Raw genomic sequence first — 19,651 nt, forward strand, 5'->3', positions numbered from 1 at the left:
CTGTAACCGTTTAAAAATGGTTACAGGCTTATTTAATGAAACACTAAGCACTATTATTTAAAAAATGCTTCAATCTGTCCCCACTTATACGGCGTAACAGCGTCCAAGGAATCCTCGGTACACAGCGTAGCACTGTAATTAGGAGCAATAAAGAAAGGAATGACATGGGCCTGTTCGATTCCTAGGGGAAGGTGAATCAACCCATCTCGTTGAATGGTCGCTTCAGTCAATGAAGTGTGAAGACCAAACCCTTTGTACTTCCCGTAACTTTCCTTTGCAGTCCACAGCCCATAGAAAGCTTCCTGTTCATGAAGCGGATAAAGCTGTTTTTCTTCCTCGCTCCATAAAGACTGAAAGAGCGAAAAATCTCTTTTTACGTGTTGTTCAATATCTATGCCGACGGGAAAAGCACTAAAGGCACATGCAACATAATCCCCTGAATGCGAAATGTTGAAGTGAAAGTCTTGTCCTGTCTGGTATTTACCATTCGAATCTTTATATATGCAAAGTTCTTTTTGAAAGGTTGTTGTAAACTCCATTTTCGTCAGCAAATGGGCACAAACTGTTCTCAACTGATCTTCCACTTTCCTCATTCGCTCAACACGCTGAACCACTTCCGCTTCTAAAAAAGGAAGATAATATTGCCACTCAGCGGGCATATCGTCAATTTTACAATAGGCAATAGTTGTCATGCTTTCTCACCTTTTAGAATGGTTTCGTTTTCTTTGGTAAATAAAGAACATACTAAACCTGCCAAAAGCAGTCCAACCGTAGCGATAAGTGCATATTGATAAGAAAGCATTTCTGATAAGTAACGACCAGTCACTGTTAATGTAGTTGCGACAAGCGCAATTCCTGCAGCTGCGCCAACTCGATTGAGCATATTGTACAGTGTAGTTGCTTTACTCATCTGGCTTTTCGCTACATGATGAAATGCGGAAATTTGAGAGCCAATTACGCTATGCCCTAAACATACACCCATTGCGAACATCAAGCCGCGCAATAGCCAAGGGTTTGCTGAAGGACCAATGATGGCAATACAGCAGAAAATAATAACAGTACCAATCAGACCAAGACGTACTGTGAAAAGCATGCCAAAACGCTTAGCCATTCCAGGCAGTAATTTTGACGCTACCATCAATCCGAGTGCTTCGGTAAACGTAATAAGAGAGCTTTCTAACGGTGAAGCCGAGTAAGTATATTGATACATAAGAGGGAACAGGTAAAGCATTCCCATTAAGGCACCCATAGAACACATCGCAACAAGACTTGAAGAACGGAACTGTGGCTCTTCATAAAGGCGCACATCCAGAAGAGGTTCCTTTATTTGCTTTTCATATACATAAAAGCGTCTTAATAAAAATACACCGATGACTGCACACATTAAGACAGCTAAAGAAATACCTTCAGAAGCAATAAGACTAAGTGTCAGCATTAACATCGGCAAACCGATCGCGATTAGCACGTAGCCCTTCGTATCAAATGGCGCTTTATATAGCTCGAACTCGTTCACGGCATAAAACCCAATCAGTACGATTATGAGGCCAAACGGAATATTAATGAAAAACGCCCAGTTCCATGATAAATATTCGGAAAACAGTCCTCCCACGAGGGGGCCAATCGCCGGTGCAAAAGCGATTGGCAATACTAATGAGCGAGACAGGTTTTGTCTTTCTGGCGGAGAAAATGTCCGAAATAGTAAGGTCATGCTCACAGGTGTAATAATTCCTCCTGCCAGTCCTTGCAGAACACGCGCCAGAATAAGAGCCTGCAAGCTATCAGCCAACCCACATAGAAGAGAGGCGAATGTAAACAAACTAACAGAAAGGAGATACATTTTCTTTACGCCGAAACGATTGCTTAAATAGCCGGCAGCAGGCAACGCAATAGCAATGCTGACAAGGTAGCCGATATTAATGGCGTTCGTCGCAGCTGGAGCTACACCAAATTCATTGGTAATTGTCGGAAGTAGCACATTGACGATTGTTCCATCAATGGAAACCATGAACATCGCCACTACATAGAGGACGATAATAACTGCTCGTTGGGTTTTCATCCTAAAAGACTCCGCAGACTTTTAGGTCTCATATCTACCCATGTTTCTTCTATATATAGTTGACAAGATGCTTTTACAGCTGGTCCGAAAGCGATCTCCCATCCAGTAGGGAAAGGAATCGCTGCTGGCCATAAGGAGTACTGTTCTTCTGCATTTCGCAAAACATAGTATTCACGATCAGCTTGTTCAAAAGGGTTAGACATACATTTTTTTCTCCTTTACTAAGTGGTTGATTAAAGTTTGACCGATTTCATTCAATGGGATGGATTGACACATATCTTTATGGCGACAGGCAATATCAATCTGTGTAAGCTCTCCCTTGATATATGGTTTCCAGGACGCTACATCAACATCTGGTATCCAATCTGGTACGAGTGTAGATTTATAAAATAAAACATCCCCACAATAAATTTGAGGCTTATGTTCTTTCAGTAAGTTAATCGAGTTTTTATAAACTTCTTTTAAGCGTAAAATCGTCGATTCATCCAATGTGGCAATTGCACTGCCCTCTGCTTTCAAGGCATCCATCACATATTCCTGAGTAACCTCATCTTCCATATCAGGTTCATAGCCGGCTAGGGCAAGTAGCGCAACAAGAGCCTCCTGTTCCTCGGTCAATTTAACTGGAGGAACGAATGCAAACGGATAAGCATCCAAAATGCAAAGAAGCGATACACATTCTCCTTGGTGTTCCAGTTGTACAGCCATTTCCTGCACGACATTTCCACCTAATGACCAGCCGAGCAAACGATAAGGTCCTGTTGGTTGAATTTCCTTAATTGCCTCGATATAGCTCAATGCCATTTCAGTCAAAGAGCGAGGGAGTTCGCAGTCTTCTGCAATACCTTGTGCTTGAATGCCGTAAAGGGCAAATTCAGCAGACAGATTTTTTAAAAGTCCGGCATAGCACCAACTTAATCCGCCGGCAGGATGAATGGCAAAGATCGGTTGTTCCCCATCACGTAGCGGTAGAACAACGTTTAAAGCTTGAGAATCCTTTCCATTTTGCAGAGCATGGGTCAGTCCAGATACGGTAGGTGCTTCAAATAGATGTCCGATTGCGAGCTCTTTACCGAAAGCCTCGCGAATGCGTCCAATAAGCTGAACGGCTAATAAGGAGTGGCCGCCAAGTTCAAAGAAGCTGTCGTCTGTTCCAACCTGTGGAAGATTCAGTACTTCACAGAATAGTTCACAGAGCAAAGTTTCCTGTGGTGTTTTTGGTAAAACAAGCTCCTGCAATGTGATGACTGGTGCAGGAAGCTGCTTCGTATCGAGCTTTCCATTCGCTGTTAGTGGCATCTGCTCCAAGAAAGTGTAGCTAGTCGGGACCATATATGCTGGTAACGACAAGGAAGCGAATTCCTTCAACATTTGTTCAGTAACAGCACGTCCTTGCTCCGGAACATAGTAGGCAGCCAAGCGTACATCACCAGGTCGATCTTCTCTAGCGATGACGGCTACTTGTGCAATTTGCGAATGTTTCAGAAGAACTTGTTCAATTTCACCAAGCTCGATGCGGAAACCACGTATTTTTACTTGATGATCGATACGTCCGATATAATCCAACTCGCCGTTTTTCGTCCATCGAGCTAAATCACCAGTCCGGTACATACGACTTCCCGGAGTGCCATAAGGGTTGGCGATAAAACGTTCGGCAGTAAGGGATGCTTGATTTAAATAACCTTGTGCCAAGCCTTCACCCGTAACATACATTTCACCAACAACACCTGGCGGAACAGGCTTTAACTGCTCATCAAGAACATAAATATTTAAATCGGGAATCGCCGTACCAATCAAGCTATTTGCCTGTGATTGGCTAAGCTCTTCGTTTAATCTTAAGTAGCTTACATGTACAGTTGTCTCCGTGATTCCATACATATTCACAAGGGTAGGGGCATCTTCCGGATGTCGGTCATACCATTCCTGTAAACGTGTGAGATTAAGTGCCTCACCACCAAAAACAATATAGCGAAGCGCCAGTTTTTCGGATAATTCTGGCTGTTCCTTATCCACTGCCATTAGCTGATAGAACGCGGATGGTGTTTGGTTCAGCACCGTAATTTTCTTCTCGGCAAGTAACGCCAAAAAGTCGAGTGGCGAGCGGCTTACATTGTATGGGATGACGACAAGCTCGCCACCGTATAATAGGGCGCCCCAAATTTCCCATACCGAAAAGTCAAATGCATAGGAATGGAACAGCGACCAGCGATCTTCTTCATTGAAGTGGAACCATTCATTTGTTGCATCAAGTAAGCGGATGACATTTTGGTTAGGTATCACCACACCCTTTGGACGACCCGTTGAACCGGATGTATAAATGACATAAGCCGGATTCATTGGGTGAAGGATACCTAAGCGCTCATGATGTTTAATATTTTCAGAAGGATATGATGCAAGAGGAAGCTCCTCCATTACGATGAATTCCATTACATTCATTGCTTCTGCTTTTAGCTTCAAATCAACGGAAGTGATTAAGCAGCTAGGAACAGAATCCTTCAATATATAGTCAATACGGTCCTTCGGATAAACAGGATCAATCGGTACATAGGCAGCACCGGTTTTTAACACTGCTAAAATACTGACAATCATATCGACCGAGCGCGGCATTAAAAGTGCTACAAATGTTTCGGATGTAACTCCCTTTTCGAATAAAATATGCGCTAGCTGATTTGCTTTTCGATTCAGGTCCAGATAAGTGAGCTCCTCATTGTCGTCACTTACGGCAATGCGTTGTGGATGCATTTCTGCAATCGCTTCGAATTGTTCAGCTATCGTTTTTTGTTCGCTTTTATGACCTTTCGGGTTCCAGTCAAGCAGCACTTTCTTCTGTTCACCTTCCAACATCACATTCAGCTCAGACAGGATTGGGTTGTTCATCACCTGTTCAAGTACGGAAACATAGCGTTGTAGGAGAGCGGACACCGTTTCTTTTTTATATAAATCCGTTCTGTATTCTACCAAGACCTCGATGCCGTTTGGTTTGTCGCCAATGAATTCCTCACGCATTTCAATGTTTAAATCGAATTTCGGTTGACCTACAGTATGTAGCTGAATATCGGCTTTTTGTTGCTCCAATACAAGAGACGGCTGAGGTGTATTTTGCAAAGCAAACATAATCTGGAATATCGGATGCTGAGAAGGGACACGTGTCGGCTTCAAGCGCTCTACAATATGGTCAAAAGGAACATACTGGTGCTCCATTGCTTCAATGCATGTTTGTTTCACTCGCTCCAGTAATGTTACAAAGTTATGGTCTCCGGAAGTATCGGTCCGCATGGCTACTGTATTTATGAACATACCGACATTAGCCATCAATTCTTCCTGATCACGGCCGGCCATTGGACTACCGAGAATCAGATCCTCGCCTGCACCAAGTTTCGTCATTAAAGCTAAAAATCCACTTTGAAGCACCATGTAAAGAGTAGCCTGTTTATTTTTAGCGAGCTGCTGCAATCGTTGATGAAGTGCGGCATCAATTGTAAAAGTTAATGTCTCGCTTTCTGGTTTAGACTGAAATTGACGCTTGCCATCCCGAACAAGCTCAATTTCATCTGGTGAGTGCTTTAGTTTCTCCATCCAGTATGATAAGTTGTCGTTTGTGTAAACACCTTCCGTTTGCTGCCAAACTGCAAAGTCGTGATATTGAATTTCTAACGGTTCGAGATCATTGTTGTCATAGGCAAGCTGCAAATCTTCGGTAAATGTCGCAAGTGACCAGCCATCCGCACTAATATGATGAAACACGACTACCAGAGTTTTCCTATTAATAAGCGTCACACGGAATCCAGGCTCATGTTTTAAATCGAAAGCATAACGTGTGCAAGCTTTAATTTGGGCCTGCACTTCGTCTGGGTCAACTTCCTCAATGAGAACTTTAGGCGCTTCATCAACTAATTGCTGATAGGGTACACCATCAATGGCTGGGTAAATTGTCCGTAAAATCGCATGTTTTTCTACAACTTTACCAATAGCTTTAATCAGTTTTAAAACATCGATTGGCTGTTCAAATGTATAAACAATTGGAATATTATAAGATGCACTTGATTCGTCCAGTTGCTGGATAAACCAAAGACTGCGCTGTGCATGTGATAAAGGAATTACTTCCACCTGTTGTCTGTCAATGACAGCAAGTGATTTTTTCTTCGCCTGTTCCACAGCTTGAGCCAAATCTATTACAGTAGGGTGATTGAAAATAACGGAAATGGATAAATCGATTGCGAATGTTTTCCGTAATTGCAATAGCAGCTCGGTTGCTAATAGGGAATGTCCTCCTAGCTGGAAGAAGTCTTCGTCGATTCCTACTGAGTTGAGTTTTAAAATCCCCTTAAAAAAGTCGCATATCGTTACTTCAGTACGTGTTGTTGGTTCCATTTTTTCTATATGTGAAATAACAGGCTGCGGCAGCTTCAACCGATCAATTTTACCATTACTCGTTTGTGGGAATGTTTCCATGAAAACAAAGTGAGCAGGTACCATATAATCAGGCAATCTTTCTGCCAGCTGTTGTCTACATTGTTCTTCTGATTCATCCCCTATTACATAGGCAACAATCCGTTTATCACCGGGCTGATCTTCACGTATCATGACAACAACAGCCTGTTCAATCGCAGTGATTTCTTCAAGCGCATTTTCGATTTCTCCCAACTCAATGCGGAAGCCTCGTATTTTCACTTGATGGTCGGCGCGGCTAATATAATGAAGGTTGCCATCTGCCTGCCATACAACTAAATCACCAGTCCGGTACATTCGTTTCCCGGCAGCAAAAGGGTTAGCAACAAAGCGCTCAGCCGTTAACGAAGGACGATTATGATAACAACGAGCCAACCCCTCACCAGCGATATACAATTCACCAATGACTCCAATCGGAACTGGCTGAAGCATAGCATCCAGTACATAAACCTCGGTCCGGTCGATAGCAGATCCTAATGAAGGAGCCTCTTGCGGACGGATTTCAGTACAAGTGGACCAGATTGTTGTTTCGGTAGGTCCATACATATTGTAGACAGTTGCTCCGGCTTCCAATAATGACAGGGCAAGATTTCTTGAGAGTGCTTCACCGCCAACAAGTACAGTGAGTCCGTTCAGTGCATCTTTTGCATACTGGACCATCATCTGCCAAACAGTAGGTGTTGCCTGCATAATTGAAATGTTTTGCTGCTCGATTAGCGCCTGCATCAGAATTGGATCTTGCACTTGTTCTTTAGTTGCCAGATGAATTGAGGCCCCGTATAGCAACGGTAAGTAAATTTCCAAAGCTGAAATATCGAAAGAAATCGTAGTAATCGCCAGTAAATTGTCCTTTTCGGATAGTGAAAATTGCTGCTGCATTGCCTGTAAAAAGTTCACTAAGCTTGGCATTTCTACAACGACACCTTTTGGATTACCTGTTGAACCGGACGTATAAATCATATAAGCAGTCTGTCCGATGCAAGAAGTAATCGGTTCGTATATTTGCTTGGAAGGTTGTAATGGCACAATTGGTGTTCCTTCTGCAATAAAGGAAACCTCTCCGTTAACGAGAACAATTTTAGGGCAAGCATCCTCGATCATATAAAGCAGCCGTTCTTCCGGATAAGTAGGGTCCATTGGAATATAGGCAGCACCTAGCTTGAAGCAGGCAAGCATCGTTGCGACCATTTCAATCGACCGTTCCATGCAAATTCCTACAAAGTCTTCGAGTCCAATGTCATGCGCTTTCAATTGATGGGCAATTCGCCCGACAAGCAGGTCGAGTTCAGCGTACGTAATATGTGTATTATTTATTTTGATAGCGGTAGCACCGGGCATGTTCTGCATTTGCTTTTTAAACAATTCATAAACTGTGATGTTGTTCAGTTCACTGACAGGGCCTTGTTTATCCTGGAACATGACGAACTCTTCATTCAATAGGACTGGCAATTGAAACATCGGAGCATCTACTGTTTCCAACAGCAAATCAAGAAATTGTAGGAAACGTGCTGAATGATGTTCCAGTTCTTCTTTGTCATAAAGGTCCGCGTTTGCTACAAGATCGAGCTGCATGCCATGAGGTGTACTGTAAAAATTGAACGAAATATCCTCAACCGGACCTGTAACAACCTTCCTATTTTCGACTTTCACTTTCCCAAACATATAGTTTTCATAAAACGGCATGAAATTAATTTCTGGACCATACAGCTGATCATCGGTTGTCAGCTGTAAATCACGGCGCATCTGCTCTTGACGGTAATATTGATGTGGTTTCATCTCATCCATTAAGCCCTTGACCATTTGACAAAGTTCTTCAAAAGTTTGCTCCGTATTGAAAGAAGCACGTAAAGGCAAAATATTAACTCGTGTACAAGGCACAGACATTGCCTTATGCCCAAAACGGTTCATCATCGGAATGCCAACAATGACATCCTTCGCCTGTGTCATACGTTTCGTATAGGCAATTACTGCGGCACTAATGACTTCCTGCATGTTAACGTGCAATTGCTTACTATATTGCTGCAAGTTCATCCACGTTGCTGAAGAAAGGGGGGCTTGATGTAAAATGACTTGTCCCATTTTGCTACTCTTTTTTCTGCTAAGTGAGATGACCTCTGTTTCTTGCAACTTAGAAATCCAATAGGAAGCATCCTTCTTTGCCTGTTCGGAAGTTTTATATTGCAGGTCTTGCTCAACCATTTGAACATAATCACCAAAGTGCTTTGTATATGGCTTATTTTGAACTAAAGCCGAGTAACGCTCGTTAATTTGCTGAAATATTAACCGGAAACTATAGGCATCACTTACAAGATGGTGGATGCGCAAGTAGAGAAAGTGCTCTTCGGAAGACGCAGAGAATAGTATGGCACGAACTAAATCGTCCTTTCCTAGGTTGCGTACTATTTCCACATCTGCTTGCATGTGCAAAAATGCTTCTTCTGTTGAATATGATATCTTTTCTGCCTGAAACGTAATAGAAGAAGGGATTTTCTGATAAAGTGAACCTTCTTCTTCCGAACATTTGATATGCAGCCCAACTGCGCTCCCAATAGTGGCATCTACAGCCTGTAAAAGTAAATCGGTATCGATGTAAGCAGGAATATGTAAATACTCCGCTGTATTGTATAAAGGACTTTCCGTTAGGTGATGGGCATACCATATCCCAGAAGCAGCTTCAGTTAAAGGGAAACGTAATTCGATCATTTATTTCATCCTCCGTAATCAGCTTCAAATTCTTTAATAAGACTATGCCAGCCCTTGATTGTTGGATTGTCTGCGAGCTGGATAAATGTAAGGGGAAACCCTTTTTGGCGCAGCTCCTCAACGATTGTCATCATCGTAATAGAGTCAATGCCGACATCCAGTAAATAATCTTCATCTGAAATAGTATCTATAGGCTCTGTCACATAGGATGCGACAAAAGCGCGGAGCTGTTCAATTGTAAAATCAGTTTGATTTACCATAATATCAACCTTCTTTTCTTAATATTCAGTATTTTAAGTGTGTAACTGTTTTTCAAACGAAAGACGCAAATCTTTTTTCGAAACCTTACCAAGATGAGTCAACGGAAAGCTCTCCACAAATAGTATTTCATCCGGAATTTTGTACGTTGCCAAACCTCGTTCCCGCAGGAAAGACTTCAATTGGCGCTTCGTCACATCTGGATTTCTTAGAATAATAAAGGCACAACTTTTTTCGCCCATATAGTAATCAGGCATAGCAACGATTGCTGCGTCATGTACAGCCGGATGGGCAAGCAACATATTTTCAACTTCCTCTGCCGCTATTTTTTCACCACCGCGGTTAATTTGATCTTTAGCTCGACCCTCCACGATGAGATAACCATCTTCAGTTTTACGTACAATATCGCCAGTCCGGTAAAAACCATCTTTTGTGAAGGCTTTTTCATTATGCTCCGGAGCTTTATAGTATCCCTGAATAGTGTAAGGACCACGTGTCAACAGATGTCCTGCCTCTCCAATCGGTAATTCTTGATCTTCATCGTCAACAACTTTTACTTCATCATACGGTGACATTGGTCGACCTTGTGTATGGATAACGATTTCATCCGGGTCGTCCAATCTTGTGTAGTTTACTAAACCTTCCGCCATCCCGAACACTTGCTGTAGCTGGCAATCAAATATAGGACGTACGCGTTTGGCCGCTTGAGCGCTGAACTTGGAGCCACCAACAAGCATTACTTCCAAGCTAGATAAATCCTCTTTGTGAATCGGTTTGACATCCAGCCAATGCAGCGCAAGCGAAGGAACAAGCTGAAGCATTGTCACGCGGTGCTTTTCAATAAGTGGGAATGCCACATCAGGACTTGGTGAAGAACTTAATACGATCTTTCCACCTGCATACAGAACGCCTAAAATACCTGGAGAACTCATTGGATAGTTATGAGAAACCGGCAATACAACCAAAAGCACAGTATCTTCTGTCACGTGGCAATGCTCCACACTCAATTTAATCGTGTACATATATTCATCATGTGTACGCGGAATAAGTTTGGAAATCCCTGTGCTTCCGCCTGAAAGCTGCAAGAAAGCCACTTCGCTTCCTTTTACTGATGGAAAACTAATTGACTGTGTAGTAAATAGCGAATCAAAAGGCACAAATTCCTGTGCGTCACCAAGATTAATAATGTGTTCTAACGAAGAAACCTCCTGCTGTACTTGTCTTGCAAGACTACGGTAATCAAACCCACCAAAAGAATCCATAGCGATATAGGCTTTTGCTTCGGTAAATTCACAAAAATAGCGAATTTCGTTATAACGGTGAGAGGGCAGTGAAAAAACGGGTAATGCGCCAATTTTAAATAAGGCGAATACGATCTCGACATAGCCGACGACATTTGGGAGCTGTACAACAACTCGATCCTCCTTTTGAATTCCTAGTAAAAGAAGCCCATTAGCTAATTGATTGACCCGTTCATTTAGCTGCGAATATGTAAGTGTGCGCTCATGATCAATGACCGCCACATTTTCAGCAAACTGACGAGCTCTATCTTCAAGCATTTGACCAATCGTTAAACCTTCCCAACAGCCTACCTCACGATAAAAAGCAGCTCTGTCATCTGGCCGTGGAGTAAACCCATCCAACATGTAAGAAACCTCCTTGATACAATAGTGTTATTGAATAAACTACAATGATATTGATAATCATTATCAATTCATTGTAAGAGTTATGCTACGCTTTAAAATATTTATAGTCAATAAACGATGGACAATTTGATTCAATAAGACCAATCGATCTGGTCCTTTAGACTTTTATTATTATTTTATAAATTTAAAAACTGTATCTTAAAGGGGAGTAGGATATCCATACAGCTAATCATTTTAGCCGATTAATCATGAGGCTTTAAAAGAAAAATCCACTATATGGTATAATGAATCCAATTTAAGGTGATTGTAGAAAATGTTTCTTAAGTCAATTGCCTTCAAAGATCAAATTATAAAAAGAGAGAAGGAAACAGTATGAGAAAAAACTCCTTAAGCTTAAGCATTGTTACTGCTTGTCTCCTTTTAGTCGGCTGCAGTAATGAAGCAGATGAACCGGTAAACGACAGTGTAATCGAAGCAATAGAAAATAAAGAATATGATAAAGCGTTAACTTTAATAGAGGAAAATGCAGATGGTAGTCCAGACGATGAAGAGACAAAGGCTTTGTATGCACAGCTTCAGGAATTTAAAGAAGTAAAGGACACGAGAGACAATGCTGATTGGGATGGTGTGTTGGAAAAGGCGCATCCAATGCTTGAAAATGCCTCATTGGAAAGCGGTTTGAAAGCGGAGTTAGAAAAAATGATTGTAGAAGCTGAAATGGAAATTAATAATAGTATTAAAGAGAACGCTGAACAAAATTCCACTGGTTCAAAGGAAAAGTATTTAGCTAAAATAGCAGAAGTAGAAAATGGAATAAAAGAATTGGACCCGGTATTTGAAAATGGTACCCAAATTGAGTTAACAGAAGCACAGGTAGAAGTATTCGAGCGATGGGATGCACTATTGAATGAAATCTATAAACAACTAGAAACACAACAACTTTCACCGAACGACATGAACAAACTAAGAGAAGAACAACGAAAATGGTTAACGCATCGTGATGAAAAAGCAGCAGAAGCAGCATCAAAGTTTGAAGGCGGTTCAATGAAAAATTTGGAATACGCTAGCGTACAAGCGCAGTTAACTAAAGAAAGATGTTATGAATTAGTTGAAAAGTATATGAAATAAGGGAAATGAGACTGTATGGTTTAGATACCATGCAGTCTTTTTACGTATGGAGGAAGAATTGCTAATATAGTGCCAGGATCTTCTAATAAGCCCTAACAATGTTCAAATAATCTACCCGAATGTTCTAATATCACATCGAAATCTTCTAATATCTCCTATAACTGTTCTAATAAAATCCCCTTCGAACATGCTAAATAATTTAAGTAAATCACTACTTTTATAGAAATCCCAAGAATAAATTAGAATAGACATTTAAATACAAAAACATAACGCACATCACAATAATAATGGAGGGGATTTATGGAATGGCAAGAACAGTGGGATGTTGTAGTCGTAGGTAGTGGAGCTGGAGGGTTAGTCGCAGCAATAACGGCTGCCTATAATGGACAGAAAGTATTGCTTGTAGAAAAATCAGACGTATTCGGAGGTTCGTCTGCCTTATCAGGTGGGGGACTGTGGATTCCGAACAACCATGTATCAAAAAAGGCGGGCTTACAGGATAGCGAGGAAGAGGCATTAACATATATGGAAGACGTAATTGAGGATAATGGACCCGCTTCCACACGCGAACGGAAAGTTGCCTACATCAAAAACGGTTCCAAAATGGTCAGCTTCTTAGAAGAATTAGGAATGGAGTGGGTTGCTGCACCACTTTATCCGGACTATTATCCAGAACGTCCAGGCGGTAAAATTGGTCGCTCCATTGAAGGAGAAGTTTTTGATTTAAGAGAATTAGGTGAATATGAGTCGTTACTACGTAAAGGTATGGTGGAAATGCCTTTCCCGCTATATTCAGGGCGTGTTTATTCTGTGCCGCGAACTTTTACGAGCATGAAGGATTTCACGAATGTATCGGGGATGCTGTTTAGCGGGATTAAATATAAGCTACAAGGTAAGCATGCAACTTCAATCGGACAAGGACTCGTATCACGACTAATTAAAATGGCATTACTGCAAGATGTAACGATTCGGTTGTCAGCCCCACTAAAGGATTTAATCATTGAAAATGAAGAAATTATAGGAGTCGAGATTGAACAAGATGGCGAACCGTATTTCATTCAAACAAAGGCGGTCATTTTAGCAGGGGGCGGCTTTGAACGTAATGAAGAATTAAGGCGTAAATATCATAATATCGGCTCTGAATGGTCATCGGCTAGTATAGGGAATCAAGGCGATATGCTGCTTATCGCGCAAAAGCACAGTTTAGATACAGCACTTTTAGACGAGGCCTGGTGGGGACCGACAGCCATTAATGATGACGGATCACCGAGCTTTTTAGTATATGAACGTTCATTGCCACATACAATTATCGTTGATCAGGAGGGCAATCGATATTTCAACGAAGCAGAGTCGTATGTTGATGCAGGAAAGGCAATGCTTGATAAGCAAGAACAATCAGGAAAGGCAATTCCTTCATGGATGATCATGGAAAGCCGCCATCGGAATCGTTATTTATTCGGTTCGATGATGCCTCGCATGGTACCGAAGAAATTATTAAACTCAGGCTGGCTAAAACGTGCGGATTCCATTGAAGATTTGGCAAAAATTTGCGCTATTGATGTGGAAGGGCTACGAAAAACAATCGACCGCTTCAACACTTTTGTCGATAAAGGCAAGGATGAAGACTATAAACGTGGCGATTCAGCGTATGATAATTATTACGGTGACCCAGCATATGCCAATCCTAATCTTGGGCATATTAGTAAGCCGCCTTTCTATGCAGTGAAAGTATACCCAGGCGACCTTGGTACAAAAGGCGGTATCGTGGCAGACGAACATGGCCAGGCTTTACGTGACGGTAAGCCAATCATTGGTCTTTACGCAACAGGCAATTGCTCGGCATCCGTTATGGGCAAAGTATATCCAGGTCCAGGCTCAACACTCGGACCAACAACAGTTTTTGGCTATATTTCAGCGAACCATATAAAAAGCACAATGTTTGAACAGGCAGAAGTAGAAACTATATAAAATAAAAGCGAATTAACAAATGGGACAGAGGAAAAGTTCCAGACGTTAATTCGCTTTTTTCATAATCAGCTGTAAAATTTCATTTGCACAAATTGCATCGGCGTCTGCAGTATGATGCTTTAGAAGCGGGATATTGTAAGTGTCAGCGATGACGTTTAAGTTATTTTTAGGACTGTTTAAATATTTACGTGCAAGTAACACTGTGCATGCAGCTTGATTGGTAGGGCGTATGCCATTGCGAAATAGCTCGAGCGCCAAAAAGCTATACCAATCAAAACCGATATGATGGCTAACAATCGGCAAATCGCCTAAAAAATTCTTAAAGCTGTGAATAACAGGGGTGATTGTTTTCTCATTTTTCACACGTTCATTTGTTATTCCATGAATATGTGAATTTTTGATTGGCTTTTCCGGATTCACAAAGCGGTGAAAAAGATCAATAGTTTCTCCGTTGCGTACTTTTAATGCGGCAATTTCTACAATTTTATCCCCTCGTGCAGCAGAGCCACCCGTTGTTTCAATATCTACTACGACATACTCGGTCGCTTGCTCCAACATATGCACCATGTCCGCCACCTTTAAGCGTGGACTGTAACTTGCCATAAAGATTCTTAAATACTGGGCAGCAAGCTTCGTATTGTAATAATGACCATACAAAGAGCGAGCAATATAGCCATGCTTTTCTAATTCGTCAATAGCCTCTTTTGGATAGCTGGCAACTAATTCTTCCTGCTTGGCGAAGCTTACAATCGAGCAAGTAATAAAAATTCTTATGTGCACTCGTTCAATTTTCATCATCTTCCCCTCCAAAATGAAACTTTCGTTCTTTTATTGAATCATATTTTAATCGTATAATGCTAGAAATTTGGCTGGGACTGAGGGCAAAATGTTCTCCAGGAATTTTGGAAAGTAGCGGGTGAAAATGAAAAGAAACCCCCGGCGCATGTCTTTGTAAAAGTGGTTTAAAACAATACACAAAAACGCAAAAGCTTCTAAACTGCTTTTGCGTTTTTGATTGAAATATTAAATTTTAAAATGATTTACTTCTTCTTGAATACTCATTGCACCTTCACTTACTGATTTAGCTACAGCGTTAATTTCCTGCATTGTAGCTGTTTGTTCTTCTACAGCAGCAAGTACTACACTTGTTTCATCTGCAGCACTGTTTGCAGCATGAGCCATTTCGGAAACTGATGCAGCCACTTCCTCAGTACTTGCTGAAATTTCTTCTGAGGATGCTGAAACTTCCTGTATTTGGGCAGTCATTTCTGTAATAGCGCCAACAATATTATTAAATGAAACTTGAGCATTTTGTAAATAAACTACACCTTGATCTACATTTTCTACTGTCGTACTTACACTTTCCTCTACTTCCTTCGTATCCTTTTGTATCGTAGATGTTAAGCCAGCAATTTTTGTAGCAGAGTTTTTCGATTGCTCTGCTAATTTACGTACTTCATCAGCCACAACAGCAAAACCTTTACCATGTTCGCCTGCACGTGCAGCTTCAATGGCAGCGTTTAAAGCAAGTAGATTTGTTTGGTCTGTAATATCGGTAATTACTTTTGTGATGTTTTCGATTTCTGCAGACTGTTTGCTTAGCTGTATTATTTTTTCTTTTGTTTTATGAGACGACTGCTGGATAACAAACATTTGCTGTTCTGCAGTTTGTAATGTTTGTCTACCTTCGCTGGCAATTGTTTGCATATCATTAGCCTTTGAATTCAACACTTGTGCAGCTTCAGCGATTCGACTCACTCCATGAGCTGTTTCATCCATTGCAACAGCGCAATCATTTCCGGTAGTTGCAGATTGCCCAGCGCCTAGTGCAACAGTTTCTACACGTTGTGCAACCTCATTCGTAGCAGAAGTCACTTCATCGGTACTACTTGCCAGTTGTTCTGCAGCTGCAGTTGTACTTGATACATTTAGTGATACGTTGCTGATTAAGTTGGATAGGCTAGCCTTCATTGTATTAAAGGCAGTAGCAAGATCATTAATTTCATCTTTTGTTTTAACTTGAATATCTTCCTCGCGTAAATCCCCACTTGCAATGACATTGGCGGCATTTGTTAATTTGCGTAACGGGCGAGTAACACTTTGTGTAATGATAATTGCTAGCCCAATTGCAAATAAAACACCAATTACTGAAATAATAATTACTAAAGTTTTACTTGTATTCGCGCTTTCAGTTGTTTCAGTATTCGTAGTATCCATTAGCTTCTTTTGAGTAGTAACAATGTTATTGATTGTTTCTTGAATAATTTGGCTTGTTGGTAAAGCGAACGCAAATAACATGTTATCTGCTTTATCCATTTCTTTACTGTCCACATAACGAACCACTTCATGAACATAGTCATCATATGAATCTTGTTGCTCTTTTAATGTGCTTAATTGTTCCTGCAATTGAGTGGTATTAGACAGAGTTTCAAGTTCAATTATTTTTTTATTTATTGTATCAATTTGAGAATTTAGATTTTCTAAATCTTTTGGATCTTGGCGTAAAACATAGGAACGAATATATAGTCCCTGTAAAGATGTAGCATTTTGAATTTCCGATAACTCCATTACTTTTAATACCCTGTCTTCGATTACAAAAGAATAGTCCTCATCGATTTCTGTCATTTTAATAATAGAAAAAGTAGAGAGAAAAACTAGAATTAAAATAATGATGCTAAAGCTTCCGTATAATTTCCTTTTAATGGTCATATTTTTATTATCCTCCCATAATATTATAGTTATAAATGCATATATAATTTCGGCTAAAAAGTTAGGAACTTAATACTATTTCATAAAAATTCTCTTAGATTATTTATTTAGTCAATTCAAATAAATTAGTAAAGGGGAAAAATTATGATTTTATGTATGATATCTAGAAGTTATGAAGATTTGTGCTGATTTATATAGGTTTCACAAATAATTTCCTATTACTCTAACGGTTTAAGATAGATGATAATGGGTATTTTCTATTAAATGTGTTTTAAGATGAGGTGAACATATGAAAGGGAAATATTTTTCAAACGTAGTATTTACTGTTTCAGCAATTTTTATTTTAGTATGTGTCATTTTTGGTATAGTGGCACCAAATTTATTCAGTGATGTAGCTACTTCTTTATTTAGTTTAACAACCGATTATTTTGGTTGGTTCTACTTATTATCTGTATTTATTATTGTAGTATTTCTTATCGTGCTAGCCATCTCAAAATATGGGAAAATCCGATTAGGTGGGAAAGATGCAAAACCTGAATTTAAGTTTTATTCATGGATTGCGATGCTATTCTCAGCAGGTTTAGGGATTGGCTTGGTGTTCTGGGGTGTAGCAGAGCCAATGAGTCATTTCTTCTCATCACCATTTAGTAATCAGGAGCCGCAGACGACAGACGCTGCTCGTCTTGCAATGGGATATTCCTTTTTCCACTGGGGAGTTAGTCAATGGTCTGTATTTGCAATTATGGGATTAGTTATGGCATTTATGCAATTTAACAAAAAAAAGGATCTATTAATGTCTACAGCATTAGAACCTGTCACAGGAACAAAACGAGGTATTAAAAATACGATTGATATTTTAGCGGTCATTGCAACTGTAATGGGTGTTGCTACTTCAATAGGTTTAGGAGTCCTCCAAACAAATGGTGGTTTAAACGCTGTATTTAATATACCTATATCGATTTGGGTACAAATGTCGATTATTGCCGTAATGTTTATAGGGTATATGGCTTCTTCTACTACAGGTTTACAAAAAGGGATTCGGATTTTAAGTAATGTTAACATGTATCTAGCTATGATCTTATTATTGTTTGTATTTATTGCAGGTCCAACTGTATTCATACTTGAAAGTTTTGTTTTAGGTCTTAGTGATTATATTACACATTTTGTAGAGTATAGCCTGCGTTTACAGCCGTATGTTGGCGGTACTTGGGTTAAGGACTGGACAATTTTCTATTGGGCATGGGCCATTGCCTGGTCGCCTTTTGTTGGTTCGTTTGTAGCCCGCGTATCAAGGGGACGAACAATCCGCGAATTTATCGTAGGGGTACTAATTATTCCTCCACTAATTTCTTGTTTATGGATTGCTGTGTTTGGCGGTTCTGCTCTTTATTTCGATTTAAATAAAGGGACGAGTATCGCTGAGGCAGTGAATACAGATTTAACAGTAGCATTGTTCCAATTACTCGATCAACTTCCTTTAACAACGATTGCTTCTATTATAGGGATGGTTTTAATATTTACTTTCCTCATTACCTCTGCAGATTCAGCAACATTTATTATGGCGAGTATGACTTCTAACGGGGCATTAAACCCAACAAATGCGTTGAAAGTAATATGGGGTGTATTAATGGCTGCAATTGCAAGCGTACTGTTATTTACAGGCGGTCTAGAAGCGCTGCAAACCGCATCCTTAATTTCTGCACTTCCATTTACAGTCGTCATACTTTTACTCATCGTGTCCTTCGCTAAAATGGTACGGCACGAAGTAATTCCTATCAGTAAGCGGGAATTAACCCGTTATAAGCGCATAATGAAACAGATTGATGAAAGTGAAAACAAAGATAAAAAATAAATAGGACTGCACAACCTATAAAAACCGCGTATTATTTACCACGAATGAAATTCGATGGTTAATACGCGGTTTTTCTAATATACAGGAACAGGATTATTGTTTTGCATTCTGTAACCAATGATATTGTTTATTACCAAATAATGTCCCTATATCAAATTGAGGCTGCTCATCAATATCGATTGTATAGTGCGGTAAATTAAGAAAATATTTACCCTTTTCATTTTCAATTCTAATAGGTATTTCATTTTCTATTAAAACCTTCTTTAGCCGGTAAATTGTTGTATATAGGTTTTGCTCTGCCTTCTTTAAATCTACATTTGGCCATAGCTTCTCTGTAAGCTGCCATTTCCCAATACCATTTTTACGACACATGAGCATAAGTGCGAAAAGCTCCTCTACCTTTACAGTAGGCCACTTCAGCCGAACTTCTATACCGTTATGGAATACTTTGAAATGTCCAAGAAGCTCAATTCTTAATTGTTCATCACACACAGTGCTTGAGTAATATTTTCTTTTTTCCATTACTCTTTCTAGTGCTGTGCGAATGTCCTCTTCATCAGCGGGTTTTAGGAGATAATGAATAGCATTTAATTTAAAAGCTTCTATAGCATATTGATTGTAGGCCGTAACAAAAACGATCTCTATTTCGCTGTAAACATTGAGTAGCTTTGTCGCCAGTTCAATGCCATTCATGCCAGGCAATTCAATATCCAGAAAGACAACATCCGGTTTTAAATTTGGGATTTCACAAAGAGCGGTAGTCGGTTTTTGAAATTGGTCAACTACATTGGCCAAGCCGGTTTGCTCTAGTTGTATTTTCAGGAAATCTGATACTAGTTTTTCATCGTCTACTATTACTGCTTTAAGCACTAATGACACTCT

At 40.2% G+C, this 19,651-nt stretch carries 12 protein-coding genes; 3 read left to right on the forward strand and 9 right to left on the reverse strand.

Translation table 11 applies throughout. From position 1 onward, the window contains the following. Positions 1–53: 53 nt before the first annotated feature. Genes H9635_RS08475 through H9635_RS08500 form a run of 6 tightly spaced genes read right to left on the reverse strand, consistent with a single transcriptional unit; the run spans position 54 to position 11,112 of the window. Positions 54–692 (reverse strand): 4'-phosphopantetheinyl transferase family protein, encoded by a 639-nt coding sequence (locus H9635_RS08475; RefSeq protein ID WP_191699749.1) that lies wholly within the window; start codon positions 690–692, stop codon positions 54–56. Continuing rightward, positions 689–2,056, reverse strand: a complete 1,368-nt coding sequence (locus H9635_RS08480) for a DHA2 family efflux MFS transporter permease subunit (RefSeq protein ID WP_191699750.1) — start codon at positions 2,054–2,056, stop codon at positions 689–691. The genes H9635_RS08475 and H9635_RS08480 overlap by 4 nt, the downstream gene beginning before the upstream one ends. Next, complete coding sequence (locus H9635_RS08485; RefSeq protein WP_191699751.1) at positions 2,053–2,259, reverse strand: MbtH family protein; 207 nt, start codon at positions 2,257–2,259, stop codon at positions 2,053–2,055. Before H9635_RS08485 ends, H9635_RS08480 begins: the two co-directional genes overlap by 4 nt. Beyond that, positions 2,252–9,208 carry an amino acid adenylation domain-containing protein gene (locus H9635_RS08490; protein ID WP_191699752.1) on the reverse strand — a complete coding sequence of 2,319 codons (6,957 nt, stop codon included), beginning with the start codon at positions 9,206–9,208 and terminating at the stop codon, positions 2,252–2,254. The genes H9635_RS08485 and H9635_RS08490 overlap by 8 nt, the downstream gene beginning before the upstream one ends. Before the next feature lie 5 nt (positions 9,209–9,213). Then, the gene (locus H9635_RS08495) at positions 9,214–9,468 is read right to left on the reverse strand and encodes a phosphopantetheine-binding protein (RefSeq protein ID WP_191699753.1); all 255 of its coding nucleotides are present in this window, start codon (positions 9,466–9,468) and stop codon (positions 9,214–9,216) included. A gap of 33 nt (positions 9,469–9,501) precedes the next feature. Beyond that, a complete protein-coding gene (locus tag H9635_RS08500) occupies positions 9,502–11,112 on the reverse strand; it encodes a (2,3-dihydroxybenzoyl)adenylate synthase (RefSeq protein ID WP_191699754.1) in 1,611 nt (536 codons plus the stop codon). Positions 11,113–11,484: 372 nt separating this feature from the next. On the opposite strand from H9635_RS08500, the gene H9635_RS08505 reads away from it, so the two are divergent. Together H9635_RS08505 and H9635_RS08510 are read left to right on the forward strand one after the other, a co-directional pair. After that, positions 11,485–12,240, forward strand: a complete 756-nt coding sequence (locus H9635_RS08505) for a lysozyme inhibitor LprI family protein (RefSeq protein WP_191699755.1) — start codon at positions 11,485–11,487, stop codon at positions 12,238–12,240. A 300-nt stretch (positions 12,241–12,540) separates the two neighbouring features. After that, positions 12,541–14,208, forward strand: coding sequence for an FAD-dependent oxidoreductase (locus tag H9635_RS08510; RefSeq protein WP_191699756.1), 1,668 nt, complete (start codon positions 12,541–12,543; stop codon positions 14,206–14,208). A gap of 45 nt (positions 14,209–14,253) precedes the next feature. Here the strand turns inward: H9635_RS08510 and H9635_RS08515 are convergent, their stop codons facing one another. Together H9635_RS08515 and H9635_RS08525 are read right to left on the reverse strand one after the other, a co-directional pair. After that, a complete protein-coding gene (locus H9635_RS08515; protein WP_191699757.1) occupies positions 14,254–15,003 on the reverse strand; it encodes a 3'-5' exonuclease in 750 nt (249 codons plus the stop codon). Positions 15,004–15,231: 228 nt separating this feature from the next. Then, positions 15,232–16,917 carry a methyl-accepting chemotaxis protein gene (locus tag H9635_RS08525; RefSeq protein ID WP_191699758.1) on the reverse strand — a complete coding sequence of 562 codons (1,686 nt, stop codon included), beginning with the start codon at positions 16,915–16,917 and terminating at the stop codon, positions 15,232–15,234. A gap of 289 nt (positions 16,918–17,206) precedes the next feature. On the opposite strand from H9635_RS08525, the gene H9635_RS08530 reads away from it, so the two are divergent. Then, positions 17,207–18,769 carry a BCCT family transporter gene (locus H9635_RS08530; RefSeq protein WP_191699759.1) on the forward strand — a complete coding sequence of 521 codons (1,563 nt, stop codon included), beginning with the start codon at positions 17,207–17,209 and terminating at the stop codon, positions 18,767–18,769. A 93-nt stretch (positions 18,770–18,862) separates the two neighbouring features. Here the strand turns inward: H9635_RS08530 and H9635_RS08535 are convergent, their stop codons facing one another. Next, positions 18,863–19,639 carry a response regulator gene (locus H9635_RS08535; RefSeq protein WP_191699760.1) on the reverse strand — a complete coding sequence of 259 codons (777 nt, stop codon included), beginning with the start codon at positions 19,637–19,639 and terminating at the stop codon, positions 18,863–18,865. Between the last annotated feature and the right edge of the window lie 12 nt (positions 19,640–19,651).

The organism is Solibacillus faecavium, assembly GCF_014836905.1.
Taxonomy (GTDB): domain Bacteria; phylum Bacillota; class Bacilli; order Bacillales_A; family Planococcaceae; genus Solibacillus; species Solibacillus faecavium.